The 14,321-nt window shown below is 38.9% G+C and carries 11 protein-coding genes; 6 read left to right on the forward strand and 5 right to left on the reverse strand.

Annotated elements, in window-relative coordinates; translation table 11 throughout:
- Window positions 1-177: 177 nt before the first annotated feature.
- The 5 genes from lpdA to nadC form a co-directional block, all read right to left on the reverse strand.
- Window positions 178-1,605: a dihydrolipoyl dehydrogenase gene (gene lpdA, locus P3L56_RS14545; RefSeq protein WP_094301215.1), complete on the reverse strand. Its 1,428-nt coding sequence runs from the start codon at window positions 1,603-1,605 to the stop codon at window positions 178-180.
- 204 nt (window positions 1,606-1,809) lie between these two features.
- Window positions 1,810-3,678 (reverse strand): pyruvate dehydrogenase complex dihydrolipoyllysine-residue acetyltransferase, encoded by a 1,869-nt coding sequence (gene aceF, locus P3L56_RS14550; RefSeq protein WP_048607932.1) that lies wholly within the window; start codon window positions 3,676-3,678, stop codon window positions 1,810-1,812.
- Between the two features lie 13 nt (window positions 3,679-3,691).
- A complete protein-coding gene (gene aceE, locus P3L56_RS14555; protein ID WP_042845081.1) occupies window positions 3,692-6,358 on the reverse strand; it encodes a pyruvate dehydrogenase (acetyl-transferring), homodimeric type in 2,667 nt (888 codons plus the stop codon).
- 172 nt (window positions 6,359-6,530) lie between these two features.
- Entirely contained in the window at window positions 6,531-7,301 is a 771-nt protein-coding gene (gene pdhR / locus P3L56_RS14560) for a pyruvate dehydrogenase complex transcriptional repressor PdhR (protein ID WP_042845083.1), read from the reverse strand.
- A 623-nt stretch (window positions 7,302-7,924) separates the two neighbouring features.
- Window positions 7,925-8,827: a carboxylating nicotinate-nucleotide diphosphorylase gene (gene nadC / locus P3L56_RS14565; protein ID WP_042845085.1), complete on the reverse strand. Its 903-nt coding sequence runs from the start codon at window positions 8,825-8,827 to the stop codon at window positions 7,925-7,927.
- 106 nt (window positions 8,828-8,933) lie between these two features.
- Here nadC and ampD point away from each other — a divergent pair, with 106 nt between their 5' ends.
- The 6 genes from ampD to zapD all read left to right on the forward strand — a co-directional run bounded on the left by ampD (window position 8,934) and on the right by zapD (window position 14,313).
- Window positions 8,934-9,476, forward strand: a complete 543-nt coding sequence (ampD, locus tag P3L56_RS14570; RefSeq protein ID WP_370661217.1) for a 1,6-anhydro-N-acetylmuramyl-L-alanine amidase AmpD — start codon at window positions 8,934-8,936, stop codon at window positions 9,474-9,476.
- A 273-nt stretch (window positions 9,477-9,749) separates the two neighbouring features.
- The gene (ppdD, locus tag P3L56_RS14575) at window positions 9,750-10,175 is read left to right on the forward strand and encodes a prepilin peptidase-dependent pilin (RefSeq protein ID WP_042845088.1); all 426 of its coding nucleotides are present in this window, start codon (window positions 9,750-9,752) and stop codon (window positions 10,173-10,175) included.
- 12 nt (window positions 10,176-10,187) lie between these two features.
- Window positions 10,188-11,585, forward strand: coding sequence for an ATPase, T2SS/T4P/T4SS family (locus tag P3L56_RS14580; RefSeq protein WP_129466216.1), 1,398 nt, complete (start codon window positions 10,188-10,190; stop codon window positions 11,583-11,585).
- A 2-nt stretch (window positions 11,586-11,587) separates the two neighbouring features.
- Window positions 11,588-12,775, forward strand: a complete 1,188-nt coding sequence (locus P3L56_RS14585; protein WP_048607935.1) for a type II secretion system F family protein — start codon at window positions 11,588-11,590, stop codon at window positions 12,773-12,775.
- A 165-nt stretch (window positions 12,776-12,940) separates the two neighbouring features.
- Window positions 12,941-13,546, forward strand: coding sequence for a dephospho-CoA kinase (gene coaE, locus P3L56_RS14590; protein ID WP_042845092.1), 606 nt, complete (start codon window positions 12,941-12,943; stop codon window positions 13,544-13,546).
- Between the two features lie 8 nt (window positions 13,547-13,554).
- Window positions 13,555-14,313, forward strand: coding sequence for a cell division protein ZapD (gene zapD / locus P3L56_RS14595; RefSeq protein ID WP_042845094.1), 759 nt, complete (start codon window positions 13,555-13,557; stop codon window positions 14,311-14,313).
- Window positions 14,314-14,321: the final 8 nt, after the last annotated feature.

The raw sequence follows: 14,321 nt of genomic DNA on the forward strand, positions 1-14,321 counted from the left end.
AATTATTTTCAATTAATATTTGTTTAGATTTTAATAAATAATTGAACTGAAACATGTGACTAGTTGTTTATATTCACAAAAACAAAAAAAAGCCAACATGTTTCCACATTGGCTTCAATTCGCTTTGGTGATAAACAGCATACTAGAGATACTGTTTATCAGTGCAGTTAAAGAAAATTATTTTTTCTTTTTCGCTTTAGCGTTTGGTAAATCAGTAATGCTACCTTCGTAAATTTCAGCAGCCATACCGATTGATTCGTACAGTGTTGGGTGCGCGTGGATAGTTAATGCTAAATCTTCGGCATCACAACCCATCTCAATTGCTAGGCCGATTTCACCCAGTAATTCACCACCGTTGACACCGACAACAGCACCACCAATAACACGGTTAGATTGCTTGTCGAAAATCAGTTTAGTCATACCTTCTGAACAATCAGATGCGATTGCACGGCCTGATGCTGCCCATGGGAAAGTCGCAACTTCATAGCTGATATTTTGCTCTTTTGCTTCTTTCTCAGTTAAACCAACCCATGCAACTTCTGGCTCAGTATAGGCAATAGAAGGAATAACTTTCGGGTCAAAGTAATGTTTCAGACCAGAGATAACCTCAGCGGCAACATGACCTTCATGCACACCTTTATGCGCTAACATTGGCTGACCAACGATATCACCGATAGCGAAAATATGTGGCACGTTAGTGCGCATTTGTTTATCCACATGGATAAAGCCACGATCATCAACTTCGACGCCTGCTTTGCCTGCATCCAAGTTTTTACCATTAGGAACACGGCCGATAGCCACTAATACCGCATCATAACGTTGTGGTTCTGCGGAAGCTTTTTTACCTTCCATCGAAACGTAGATACCGTCTTCTTTCGCTTCAACTGCTGTTACTTTAGTTTCTAACAGTAGGTTGAATTTTTTACTGATTTGTTTGGTGAATACTTTAACCACATCTTTGTCAGCCGCTGGGATGACTTGGTCAAACATTTCAACCACATCGATTTGAGAACCCAGTGCATGATACACAGTCCCCATTTCTAAACCGATAATACCACCACCCATCACCAGCAGACGCTCAGGAACTTCAGTCAGTTCTAATGCATCTGTTGAATCCCAAATACGTGGGTCTTCATGTGGGATAAATGGTAATTGAATTGGACGGGAACCTGCAGCAATGATTGCGTTATCGAAATTGATAGTCGTACTACCATTTTCGCCTTCAACAACCAGAGTATTAGCGCCTGTAAATTTACCGAAGCCGTTAACCACGTTAACTTTACGGCCTTTAGCCATACCAGCTAGACCGCCAGTCAGCTGATTAATCACTTTTTCTTTCCATAAACGAACTTTGGAAATGTCAGTTTTTGGCTCACCAAAAACAATACCGTGCTCAGCTAAAGCTTTTGCTTCTTCGATCACTTTTGCAACATGCAATAAAGCTTTTGAAGGGATACAGCCAACGTTTAAACAAACCCCACCAAGCGTTGAATAACGTTCTACTAAAACAGTTTCTAAACCTAAGTCAGCGCAACGGAAAGCCGCAGAATAACCTGCAGGGCCTGCACCAAGCACAACGACTTGGGCTTTAATTTCAGTACTCATCATGACCTCTTTTTGTTTTGTCCAGCGGTACTGCTGAATAAACGATTTTCCACTGGAAAAGTACACACCGAGAGCAGTTTACAGAATTGTTAACACCCTGAAAAGGCTCATTTCGTGATGTAACTCCCAACCTTTCGTAGCAGCAGCAAAAAATTCTGTCTCAGCCTAAATAAAGCAGACCGGCCTATAAGCCGGTCTTATTATTTACATCACTAAGCGGCGAATATCGCTCATTAATTGCCCTACTAAGGTAATGAAGCGAGCTCCATCAGCGCCATCAATAACACGATGGTCAAAGGACAGTGACATAGGCAGGATCAGGCGAGGAACAAACTCACTACCATTCCAAACTGGTTTCATTGCAGAACGTGACAGCCCCATAATCGCAACTTCTGGTGCATTCACAATTGGTGCAAAGCCGGTTGTTCCGATACCACCAAGGCTAGAAATAGTGAAACATCCGCCTTGCATATCAGATGCAGTCAGTTTACCTGCACGTGCTTTCTTAGAAACTTCCATCAGTTCGCGAGATAACTCTAAAATGCCTTTTTTGTTAACGTCTTTAAAGACAGGAACAACTAAGCCATTTGGTGTATCAACTGCAATACCGATGTTGATGTATTTTTTCAGGAATAAACGCTGCGCATCTTCAGAAATCGAGCTATTAAAGCGTGGCATTTCTTCCAGTGCGCGAGCAACGGCTTTCATGACAAATACCAGTGGGGTAATTTTCACGCCAAGCTGTTTTTTCTCTGCTTCTTTATTTTGTTGCTTACGGAATTCTTCAACTTCTGTGGTATCTACTTCTTCCATTAGCGTAACATGCGGGATCATCACCCAGTTACGGCTCAGGTTAGCACCAGAGATTTTTTGAATACGGCCCAGTTCAACTTCTTCGACTTCACCGAATTTGCTGTAATCCACTTTTGGCCACGGCAACATGCCTGGTAAACCACCACCAGCTGCTGCTGGAGACTCTGCGCGTTTAACCGCATCTTTCACGTAAGCTTGAACGTCTTCACGCAGGATACGACCTTTACGGCCTGTACCTTTTACTTTCGCTAAGTTAACACCAAATTCACGCGCTAAGCGACGAATAACTGGCGTTGCATGTACATATGCATCGTTTTCAACGAATTCATTTTTGCTATCAGCGGCTTTAGCTGGAGTAGCCGCCGCAGGAGCTGGCGTTGCTGCTTGAGCAGGTGCTGATGCTTGAGGTGCTGGTGCCGCAGCTGGCGCTGCACCCGCAACTTCAAAAGTCATAATCAGCGAGCCAGTTTTCACTTTGTCGCCAGTCGCAATTTTGATTTCTTTAACAGTTCCCGCAAATGGTGCAGGCACTTCCATTGATGCTTTGTCGCCTTCAACCGTAATGATTGATTGCTCAGCTTCAACGGTGTCACCCACTTTAACCATCACTTCGGTAACTTCAACTTCATCGCCACCAATATCTGGAACATTAACATCTTTAATTGCTGAAGCTGCTGGAGCAGCTGGTGCCGCCGTTTCAGAAGCTGGAGCTGCTGCTGGCGCTGCGCCTGCCACTTCAAAGACCATAATTAGCGAGCCAGTTTGTACTTTGTCGCCAGTCGAGATCTTGATTTCTTTAACAGTACCTGCAAATGGAGCAGGTACTTCCATCGAAGCTTTATCACCTTCAACAGTAATCAATGATTGCTCAGCTTCAACGGTGTCACCGACTTTTACCATGATTTCGGTAACTTCAACTTCATCACCACCGATATCTGGTACAGCAACGTCTTTTGACGCTGCTGCGCTTGGTGCTGCCGTTGGAGCCGCTGCAGGTGCTTCTGCTGGAGCAGGTGCTGCTGCACCCGCTTCTGCTTCAAACAGCATAATCAATTTACCGGTTGTGACTTTATCACCAACTGCAATTTTAATTTCTTTAACCACACCCGCTTGTGGAGATGGGACTTCCATAGAAGCTTTATCACCTTCAACGGTAATAAGCGATTGCTCAGCTTCTACTTTATCACCCACTTTAACCATCACTTCGGTGACTTCAACTTCATCAGCACCGATATCTGGCACTTTGATTTCAATAGACATTGATTTTTACCTCTTATGCCAAACGTGGGTTAACTTTATCTGGGTTGATGTTGTATTTTTTGATCGCTTCTTCAACGACCTTAACATCAATCTCACCACGTTTAGCTAATTCACCTAATGCTGCAACGATCACATAGCTAGTATCCACTTCAAAGTGGTGACGTAAGTTTTCACGGCTATCTGAACGACCGAAGCCATCTGTACCCAGAACACGGTAGTCACTTGCTGGTACATAAGTACGAACTTGTTCAGCAAACAGTTTCATGTAGTCAGTTGACGCTACTGCTGGTGCATCGTTCATCACTTGTGCGATATATGGAACACGTGGAGCTTCAGATGGGTGTAGCATATTCCAACGCTCACAGTCTTGGCCATCACGCGCCAATTCAGTAAATGAAGTCACGCTGTATACATCAGAGCCGATGCCATAATCTGCAGACAGAATATCCGCCGCTTCACGCACATGACGCATCATAGAACCTGAACCTAACAACTGAACTTTGCCTTTACTACCTTCAACTGAAGCCAGTTTATAGATACCTTTACGGATACCTTCTTCTACACCTTCTGGCATTGCAGGCATATGATAGTTTTCGTTCAGAGTTGTGATGTAGTAATACACGTTCTCTTGTTTTTCACCGTACATGCGCTCTAAACCGTTTTGCATGATCACAGCAACTTCATAAGCAAATGCTGGGTCATAAGAAATACAGTTAGGGATTGTCAGTGATTGAATATGGCTATGGCCATCTTCGTGTTGTAAACCTTCACCATTTAGCGTTGTACGACCTGAAGTACCACCAATCAAGAAGCCACGTGCTTGTTGGTCACCCGCTGCCCACATTAAGTCACCAATACGTTGGAAACCAAACATTGAGTAGTAGATATAGAATGGGATCATCGGCAAGTTGTTAGTGCTGTAAGATGTTGCAGCAGCTAACCAAGAAGAACCTGCACCCAATTCATTGATACCTTCTTGCAGGATTTGACCTTTCGAATCTTCTTTATAGTATGCGACTTGTTCTCTGTCTTGTGGTGTGTATTGCTGGCCTTTCGGGCTATAAATACCAATTTGACGGAATAGACCTTCCATACCAAAAGTACGCGCTTCATCAGCGATGATTGGCACTAAACGCTCTTTGATAGACTTGTTTTTCAACATAACGTTCAATGCACGAACGAAAGCGATCGTGGTCGAAATTTCTTTCGATTGTTCTTCTAATAATTGGCTGAAATCTTCCAGTGCAGGGATTTCCAGCTTCTCATCAAAAGTTGAACGACGAGCAGGTAAATAACCACCCAGCGCTTGACGGCGCTCGTGCAGATATTTGTATTCCTCTGAATCTTTTTCAAAAGTAACGTAAGGCAGTTTTTCGATTTGCTCATCAGCGACTGGAACATTGAATTGATCACGGAAATGACGAACGCCATCCATGTTCATTTTTTTCACTTGGTGCGCAATGTTTTTACCTTCTGCTGTTTCACCCATACCATAACCTTTAATGGTTTGAGCTAAGATAACAGTTGGTTTGCCTTTGGTTTCTTGTGCTTTTTTGAATGCTGCATACACTTTCTTCGGATCATGACCACCGCGGTTCAGTGCCCAAATCTCATCATCAGTCATATCTTTAACTAATGCAGCCGTTTCAGGGTAGCGGTTGAAGAAGTGCTCACGGACATATGCGCCATCACGTGATTTAAAGGTTTGGTAGTCACCGTCTAAGGTTTCGTTCATCAGTTGAACAAGTTTGCCACTCGTATCTTTACGCAGCAGTTCATCCCAACGGTCGCCCCACATCACTTTGATAACTTGCCAGCCAGCGCCACTAAAGACACCTTCTAATTCGTTAACAATTTTACCGTTACCTGTAACTGGGCCATCCAGACGTTGCAGGTTACAGTTAATAACGAAAACTAAGTTATCTAATTGATCACGTGTTGCAATAGTAATTGCACCTTTAGATTCTGGCTCATCCATCTCACCATCACCAAGGAATGCATACACACGCTGAGCGGATGTATCTTTCAGACCACGGTTGTTTAGGTATTTCAGGAATTTAGCTTGATAAATAGCATTAATTGGCCCCAGCCCCATTGATACGGTTGGGAACTGCCAGAAATCAGGCATTAATTTAGGGTGCGGGTAAGAAGACAGACCATTGCCGCCAATTTCTTGACGGAAATTGTTCATTTGCTCTTCAGTTAGACGACCTTCTAAGAAAGCACGTGCGTAGATCCCCGGAGAGATATGACCTTGGAAAAATACTAAGTCACCGCCATCATTGTTATTATGAGCGCGGAAGAAGTGGTTGAAGCATACTTCATATAAGGTTGCTGATGACTGGTAAGAAGCCATATGGCCACCCAGTTCTAAGTCTTTTTTAGAAGCCCGCAGAACAGTCATTACTGCGTTCCAGCGAATTGCCGAGCGAATACGGCGCTCTAAATCCATGTTACCAGGGTATGCCGGCTCATCTTCAACAGCAATTGTGTTGATGTAATCAGAACGACCAGATGCACCAGCGGCAATATTAACACCGCCTTTACGCGCTTCGCTTAATACCTGTTCGATAATAAACTGAGCACGATCAACACCTTCTTCACGGATGACCGATTCAATCGCCTGTAGCCAGTCGCGAGTTTCAATCGGATCCACGTCATTTTTTAGCATATCTGACATGGTGTATTCCTTATCTGTTATCTATTTTATATGGTTATATGGAGCCTATCTTCCTGCCATTTTCCCAATATGACTAAAAATAGCGGGAAGATAGGCCCTGATGTAGTTGCCGCTTTAACTCTCGTTTAGAGTATTCACAATAATATAGACGCAGCAGTCAGGATCTATATTATTAATTTAAATCAGGATGTTGCTGTAACCGACGTAAAGAACGTTCTCGTCTTGTCTGTTCACGGCTGATATCCAATAACAAATCTTCGATAAAAGCTAAATGACGATGAGAAGCTTCACGCGCTTTTTCTGGCTCTCTTGCCATTATAGCTGCAAAAATCTGGGCTCTATGTTCACTAACTGCTTTATACATTTCTTTACGGGTATATAAGAACTCAAAATTCTGACGAATATTTTGTTCTAGCATTGGGATCATGCAACGCAATAGGTGTAATAGCACAACATTATGGGCAGCTTCCGTCACAATTAATTGATATTGCAATACGGCATCTGACTCAGCTTCTAGGCCGCCATTTTCTTGTGCTGTCTTAATTAGTTCATAGCTTTGCCGAATTCGTTCAAGATCCTCTTCTGTGCCGCGAAGTGCAGCATAATAAGCTGCAATACCTTCGAGGGCATGGCGAGTTTCAAGCAGATCGAATTGAGATTCGGGATTACCTTCAAGTAGTTGGGCTAAAGGATCACTGAAGCTTTGCCACATTTTCTTTTGAACGAAAGTGCCGCCACCTTGGCGACGAGATAGAAGCCCTTTAGCTTCTAACGTTTGAATTGCTTCACGCACTGATGGCCTAGATACGTCGAATTGCTTGGCAAGTTCACGCTCAGGAGGCAGCTTTTCGCCGGGCCGTAGTGTCCCTTCGAAAATAAGATGTTCGAGTCGTTGCTCTATCACATCTGATAACTTTGGTTGGCGAATTTTACCGTAAGTCATAATCTGCCATATTCATTAGTGAGTAATTATTGATTAGGTATTACCCAGTGTTAATTGGTAATACCAATTTTCTTATGGGGTAATAAAGTAACAAAGTATTCACTATCTGTCCATAAAGACCTTGCGCTAAATCATAAAATCCTGCAAATCTTAACAATTTTTTTTAATATTTAGCATGATTTGATAACTTAATAACCAATCACATATGAATATTTTTAACATTAAAACCGATTTTTTATGCTAAAAAACAAAAGCTGAAGCGTTAAAGTAAGTCATTCTTTAAATTTAAATTCATATTTTTTGAATAAGTAATCGATAATAAAAACCAACCTATATTCAGGCTCTAAAAAACACTATCTATTGTAATGAAAATGTTAACAAAAGAGTTAACCCTGACTTAAGTGAAACACAGTGTGTTGATAACACACTTTTTTTACCATAAAACTTCAGAATAAAATGGAAGTAATGAATAGAATAACACGCTAATATTTCAATATTGCGGATAGGCGCAAGCCTATTTATTCAGTTTAATCATGGGGCGACAAAAATAATGACATTTTACCGCCCTCCGATTCCACTAACCCTTTGATCTAATTAATTTTAACAGTAAAAGAAAGGCCAATTTATACTTTACTTTCAACAAAGCGCATTGATAAATCCATTGCTTTAATATGCTTAGTCAATGCCCCTACAGAAATAAAATCAACCCCTGTTTCCGCGAATTCCTTTATTGTATTTAATGTAACATCCCCTGAGACCTCAAGTGCTGCTTTCCCTGCGGTGAGTACTACGGCTTCTTTCATCATCATTGAAGTGAAGTTATCTAACATAATGATGTCAGCCTCTGCCTTCAAAGCACGTAATAGCTCAGCTAAACTTTCAACTTCGATCTCAATCGGTACATCAGGGTGAGCTTGGCGAGCTAACTCAACAGCGCGCTCAACAGACCCTGCGGAGATAATATGGTTCTCTTTTATTAGATAAGCGTCAGACAACCCTAGTCGATGGTTAAAACCACCGCCCATCAGCACAGCATACTTTAAAGCAGTTCTCAGCCCAGGTATGGTTTTACGGGTATCAAGCAGTTTAGCTTTCGTCCCCTCGATTTGTTTCACATACTGCGCGGTTACACTTGATACCGATGAAAGTGTTTGAATAAAGTTCAACGCAGTACGTTCGCCAGTTAATAAAATTTGTGATGGGCCATGCATCTCACACAATACTTGGTTTGGCGTAACAACTTCGCCATCTTGTACTTTCCAGTCAATTTTGACTTGCCCCCCTAGTTGAAGAAACACCTCTTCTAACCATTGTTTCCCGCAAAAGACCCCATTTTCACGGGTGATAATGCGTGCAGTCGCTTGAGTATCCGCATTCAATAACTGACCTGTTATATCCCTTTTATAATCAATGACCTGACCTAAATCTTCTTTCAGAGCAACACCAACCATAAATGGAATATCCGTATCCAATCTTGCCTGAAGAATTGTACGTCTTTGCTGTTCATCATAACGTCGTATAGGCATTTATAACTCCAAAATATGCACCCGTCTTATTTTATCTATGCTAATCTTTTCATTCGCAGATAACGAGTATTAACAAAAAAGAAAAGAGAATACTATGGATAACGATATGAAAATACATGATGGTTGGCTAAATAATGTGACTCATATCCCTTCCCCACACCACGACCAACGCCCTGAGAATGTTATTCCTTCTCTTTTGGTTATCCATAATATTAGCCTCCCCCCCGGTAGGTTTGGTGGACCTTATATTGATCAACTCTTTACAGGGAAGTTAAACCCTAAAGAACACCCCTTTTTTGAAGAAATCAAACACCTTCGTGTTTCTGCACACTGCTTAATACGCCGTGATGGTGCGATCGTTCAATATGTACCTTTTCATTTACGAGCTTGGCATGCAGGGCAATCTAGCTACCAAGGTAAAGAAAAATGTAATGATTTTTCAATTGGCATTGAGCTGGAAGGTACAGATTTTGAACCATTCACTGAAGCGCAATACCAGTCTCTTGCCCAACTAACCCAGTTGCTTATTTCTGTGTACCCATTAATTAAACATAATATTACTGGTCACAGTGATATAGCCCCTGAAAGGAAAACAGACCCAGGCCCATTTTTCGATTGGCAAAAATATAAAAATAAATTAAAACGTTAATAGTTATTATACTTAATTAACAGCTAATATTTTTATTTTAATATATATTAGCTGTTAATAGCACCGCACTTATCTTATATAACAATTCATTACCTAACACTGTTTTAAAAGCAATTCTTTTTTTTATTGCGAAGCCACTCGAAAAAAAATAATGTAACGCATCCTTTCACACTACAAAACTTACAAAACGCTTTCTATTTTTTTATTTATCGATAAGTTTATTAAAAAAAATTAATTATGATTAAACCTCACTAAACAAAAGAGGTTTTAATTATGAATCAGCAAGGTTTTTCTCTTATCGAAATAATGGTAGTCATCGCAATCATTTCTATACTTAGTGCTATTGCTATTCCTGGTTATCAAGGGTATATGCAAAAAGCTGCGATGACAGATGTACTACAAATGGTGCTCCCCTATAAAAGTAGTATAGAACTGTGTAGTTTTGAGCAAGGAAGTTTATCACAATGTAATAATGGAAATAATAACATACCTACTAATATAACAGGAAAGTACATTAGTAAAATAGAAGTAAAGTCTGGGGTTATTAAATTAACGGGTGATAAGTCACTATCAGCACTTAATATAACCTTAACACCGTCAATCCCAGCAAATAGCATGCCTTTTAAATGGTCAGTTCTTTGTGAAAGTAAAACTGATGCAAATTTAAAATCATTATGTGAAAAAACATTTGTATTTTAATTAGGAGTTTTCATGAACACACTCAAGGACAAGCAATATATTTTAAAAGAGTTAAAAAATATATGTGATAGAAACTATATGATCATAATTGATTATAATCACAAAAGGTTATCTATCGCTGTCGCAAAAAAGCCTAATGACAATTTAATTGCCACACTAAAATTTATTGCAAGTGTACCCGTTTGCTACGATATTTGGCCAAAAGAGAAAATCGACCATTATTTCAACAGTGAAATACATCAAATAAAAGAAGAAGAGACTCAATATCAACCTAAAGAGGCTGAGTCCCTTAATGTTAGCTCACCCGCTGTTGATTTTGTTGAGGACCTACTAAAAACCGCTGTTCATAAACGTTCATCGGACATCCATCTTGAACCTACCAAACAAGGGTTAAAGATTAGGTTGCGGGTTGATGGGAAATTATATTTTATCCCTTCCCCACCATATGAAATTAACAATGAAATCATTGCTCGTATAAAAATACTCGCAAAAATGAATATCGCAGAAAAACGGCGTCCACAAGATGGGCAAATGAGTTGGCATTTTGATGGGAAAAATTACAGTATCCGCCTATCAAGTATTCCAACTCTTCATGGTGAAAAACTAGTATTACGCATTTTGAATACACAGTTAAAATATTCTTTAGAGCACATTGGGATGTGCTCTTCCCTTCTTTCTTCACTACAAGACTATCTAAATCAGCCACAAGGGTTAATTTTAGTTACAGGCCCTACAGGTAGCGGTAAAACAGTAACGTTGTATAGTGCCCTTGAATATTTAAATAAGTCCTCTAGAAATATCTCAACCATCGAAGACCCAATTGAGATCCCTTTACAAGGGGTCAATCAAACTCAAGTCAATGAAAAATATGATCTTAGCTTCGCTTTTATTCTGAGAGCATTACTAAGACAAGACCCAGATATTATTATGATTGGGGAAATTAGAGATGAAGAAACCGCTAAAATTGCCACGCGTGCCGCACAAACAGGGCATTTAGTTTTATCAACATTACATACTAATTGTACCTTTAGTGCGATAGAGCGCATGAATCAGCTAGGCGTTAGTCATATTGAATTAAAATCGTGTTTAAAAATGGTAATAGCACAAAGGTTAGTAAGAAAGCTTTGCCCTTATTGTAAAGGAATTACAGCACAGCCCGTTAAACTGAATGATGATCTAATTATTAATCAGTGGTCGTCTAAAGGGTGTGAGCTCTGCTTCTCTGGCTTTATGGGCAGAACCGCTATTTATGAGTATATCGATCAACCAAAGATAGGCAAATTATTTTCTGGTCAGCCCTCTAGCATAGAGGGTTTCGATAACTTATTTAAAGCAGGCCTAACTTTAGTTGAATCAGGTGAAACAACTCTGCAAGAAATTTATTCTGTTATTGGGCATGGAAAACTATAATTATGTTTATTTATTCATATATTGCTATTGATAGTAACAACAATTTAATTAAAAAAAACCTTTTAGCCAGTAGTAAGAAAAATGCTTTTTTGGCAATTACTAAAAATAACCTAACCCCATTAAAAATTAAATTTAAAATGATTTTTATTTTAAATCGTGAGAATATAGATTATCGAATACATTTCTTTCACCAATTAAGTATATTGGCATCTTCAGGTATTAACCTAGTTCAATGCCTAAAAATACTACTATCTAATTGCCACCTTCCTTATTGGCAAAACATGATAGAAAATTCAATTGAAAACCTAGAAAAAGGCGATAAGCTTTCACAGCATCTAAATAAGCACCCTCTTATTTTTAATAACACAATAGTCAGCCTAATAATTGTTGCCGAAAAAACAGGGCGTTACGATGAAAGCTTTCAAGTTATTAGCACAATGTTAGAACACAATGAAAAAAATGCATTACTTATCAAAAAAGCAATACGTTATCCAATCGCACTATCACTATTTTCAATCTTACTATTAATAATTATGATGTACTATGTTGTCCCTCAATTTGAAAATATATATGGTAATTTTCAACATGAATTACCTTTTGTTACTAAAGTTGTTATTTTTACCTCTGAATATATACAAGAAAAATCAATCATTCTGTTATTTATATTTTTCATTTTATCAGTATTAACAGTTAAATTTAAATTTACACTTAAATCTATTTTAAATAGAGTCATGATGCGCATACCATTACTCAAAGATTTAATACAAACCCATTACTTAAGCCTTTATTTTTTAACCATGCACTCAACATTAAGAGTCGGATTATCATTATCTGAATGCTTAAGTTGCACTATTCAAACTATCAGCAATTACCAATACAATAAAGATTGTAGGCAAATACAAACCTCTGTACACCAAGGGGAATTACTTTCTTATGCAATGAAGCACACTAAATTCTTCCCTGATTTATCTGTACAGCTACTCTCTATTGCTGAAGAGTCAGGAAAGCTTCAGTATTTCACCCAATATTTATTTAAATATTATTCAGAGCAATATCTATTTTTAACTGAAAAATCGCTCAAAAACCTAGAGCCTATTTTATTGGTTTTTATTGCAATTTTAGTCGGTACGATTATGTTAGCGATGTATTTGCCGATATTTAATTTAGGTAATGTAATAACTGGGTTATAACTTATTTTAATAAAGATACAATTGTTATATTTACAGAATATCAATATCATATGGCGTACTTTCACTAGTTATTTTTAACTAGTAAAATTAATACAAAATTGAGTAAAGACAAACTGATTGTTTCAGTGTAATCTATTTTTCTTCGATGAATAAATGAATAATTTTATGCCCTATATAGTTGCTTTGACAGGTGGTATTGGTAGCGGAAAGACAACGGTTGCAAACGAGTTTGCAAAATACGGTGTCCCTCTTGTCGATGCGGATGTCATCGCGCGTCAGGTCGTAGAGCCAAATACACCAGCATTAGAAACCATTAAATCTCATTTTGGTGAAGAGGTTATTCTCCCTAATGGCTCTCTCAACCGGCGTAAGCTCAGGGAAATTATTTTCTCTAACCCTAATGAAAAAAAATGGTTGAATGCACTGCTACACCCCCTTATTCAGCAAGAAACACAAAAGCAATTCCAACAAGCAAATTACCCTTACGTGCTCTGGGTTGTTCCATTATTAATTGAAAATAATATTTATCATTTGGCTAATAGAGTGTTAATTGTAGATGTAACACCCGAAGAACAAATTCAGCGAACCCTGAAAAGAGATAATACCAGTCTTGAGCAAATAACGAATATACTAAATGCGCAGGTAAGCCGTGAAAAACGTCTATCTTATGCCGATGACATAATTACAAACCACACTAACGACACAGATATTTCAGATAAGGTAGCAATTCTACACAATCAATATTTAGCATTAGCAAAAATAAAAAAATAGGAATAAAAATGGGCGAATTAATTGCAACAAATTTTATTACTTATGAGTATCCGATGAATGAAAAGATCCGTTCATGGTTGCGCCTTGAAACACTTTTATCTCAAATTTATGAGCTTAGTAATATTACCTCTTATTCTTCAGGTATCGCTTTTTTTCGCTCTGTTTCAGAATTAATTGAAATTCTCGATAGAGGGGAAGTTCGTTCTGAGCTAATTAAAGAACTTGAAAAACAACGGACTCGGTTATCCAATTGGGCTGAAGCCCCTAACGCAGATAATGAATTGATTTCCTCATTATTAGAACAATTATCCGGTAAAATTTCCCATTTAATGTCTGCGCCTCGTTTTGGTCATCACTTACGTACAGATAAAATTATTAGTATGGTGCGCCAACGCCTAAGCATTCCTGGAGGATGCTGTAGTTTTGATCTTCCTACATTACAACTCTGGTTAAATATCCCTCAAGTTGAACGGGATAAAGCGATTAACGGCTGGCTACAAAGTATTGAGCCTCTAAATGACGCATTAAAAACTGTTCTTACTTTAATTCGGCAAAGTGGAAAATTCGAAGTCAGAGAGTCTAATAATGGCTTCTACCAAGATAATGTAGAAGGCAAAGAATTGTTGCGTATCAAGCTATCTACAGAATACCTGATTTACCCGCAAATCTCAGGGCACAAAACACGGTTTGCTCTACGTTTCCTGCATATTGACAGTGAGAATGGTATACTACCAGACGTAATTAATTTTGAATTATCCTGTTGCTAGCTAGAGTT

Origin of the sequence: Providencia sp. PROV024 (assembly GCF_032709665.1) — a bacterium.
Taxonomy (GTDB): domain Bacteria; phylum Pseudomonadota; class Gammaproteobacteria; order Enterobacterales; family Enterobacteriaceae; genus Providencia; species Providencia huashanensis.

Coding starts and splice junctions, on each gene's coding strand:
- lpdA (WP_094301215.1), bottom strand. CDS start 1,605: ATGAGTACTGAAATTAAAGCCCAAGTCGTTGTGCTTGGTGCAGGCCCT.
- aceF (WP_048607932.1), bottom strand. CDS start 3,678: ATGTCTATTGAAATCAAAGTGCCAGATATCGGTGCTGATGAAGTTGAA.
- aceE (WP_042845081.1), bottom strand. CDS start 6,358: ATGTCAGATATGCTAAAAAATGACGTGGATCCGATTGAAACTCGCGAC.
- pdhR (WP_042845083.1), bottom strand. CDS start 7,301: ATGACTTACGGTAAAATTCGCCAACCAAAGTTATCAGATGTGATAGAG.
- nadC (WP_042845085.1), bottom strand. CDS start 8,827: ATGCCTATACGACGTTATGATGAACAGCAAAGACGTACAATTCTTCAG.
- ampD (WP_370661217.1), top strand. CDS start 8,934: ATGAAAATACATGATGGTTGGCTAAATAATGTGACTCATATCCCTTCC.
- ppdD (WP_042845088.1), top strand. CDS start 9,750: ATGAATCAGCAAGGTTTTTCTCTTATCGAAATAATGGTAGTCATCGCA.
- P3L56_RS14580 (WP_129466216.1), top strand. CDS start 10,188: ATGAACACACTCAAGGACAAGCAATATATTTTAAAAGAGTTAAAAAAT.
- P3L56_RS14585 (WP_048607935.1), top strand. CDS start 11,588: ATGTTTATTTATTCATATATTGCTATTGATAGTAACAACAATTTAATT.
- coaE (WP_042845092.1), top strand. CDS start 12,941: ATGCCCTATATAGTTGCTTTGACAGGTGGTATTGGTAGCGGAAAGACA.
- zapD (WP_042845094.1), top strand. CDS start 13,555: ATGGGCGAATTAATTGCAACAAATTTTATTACTTATGAGTATCCGATG.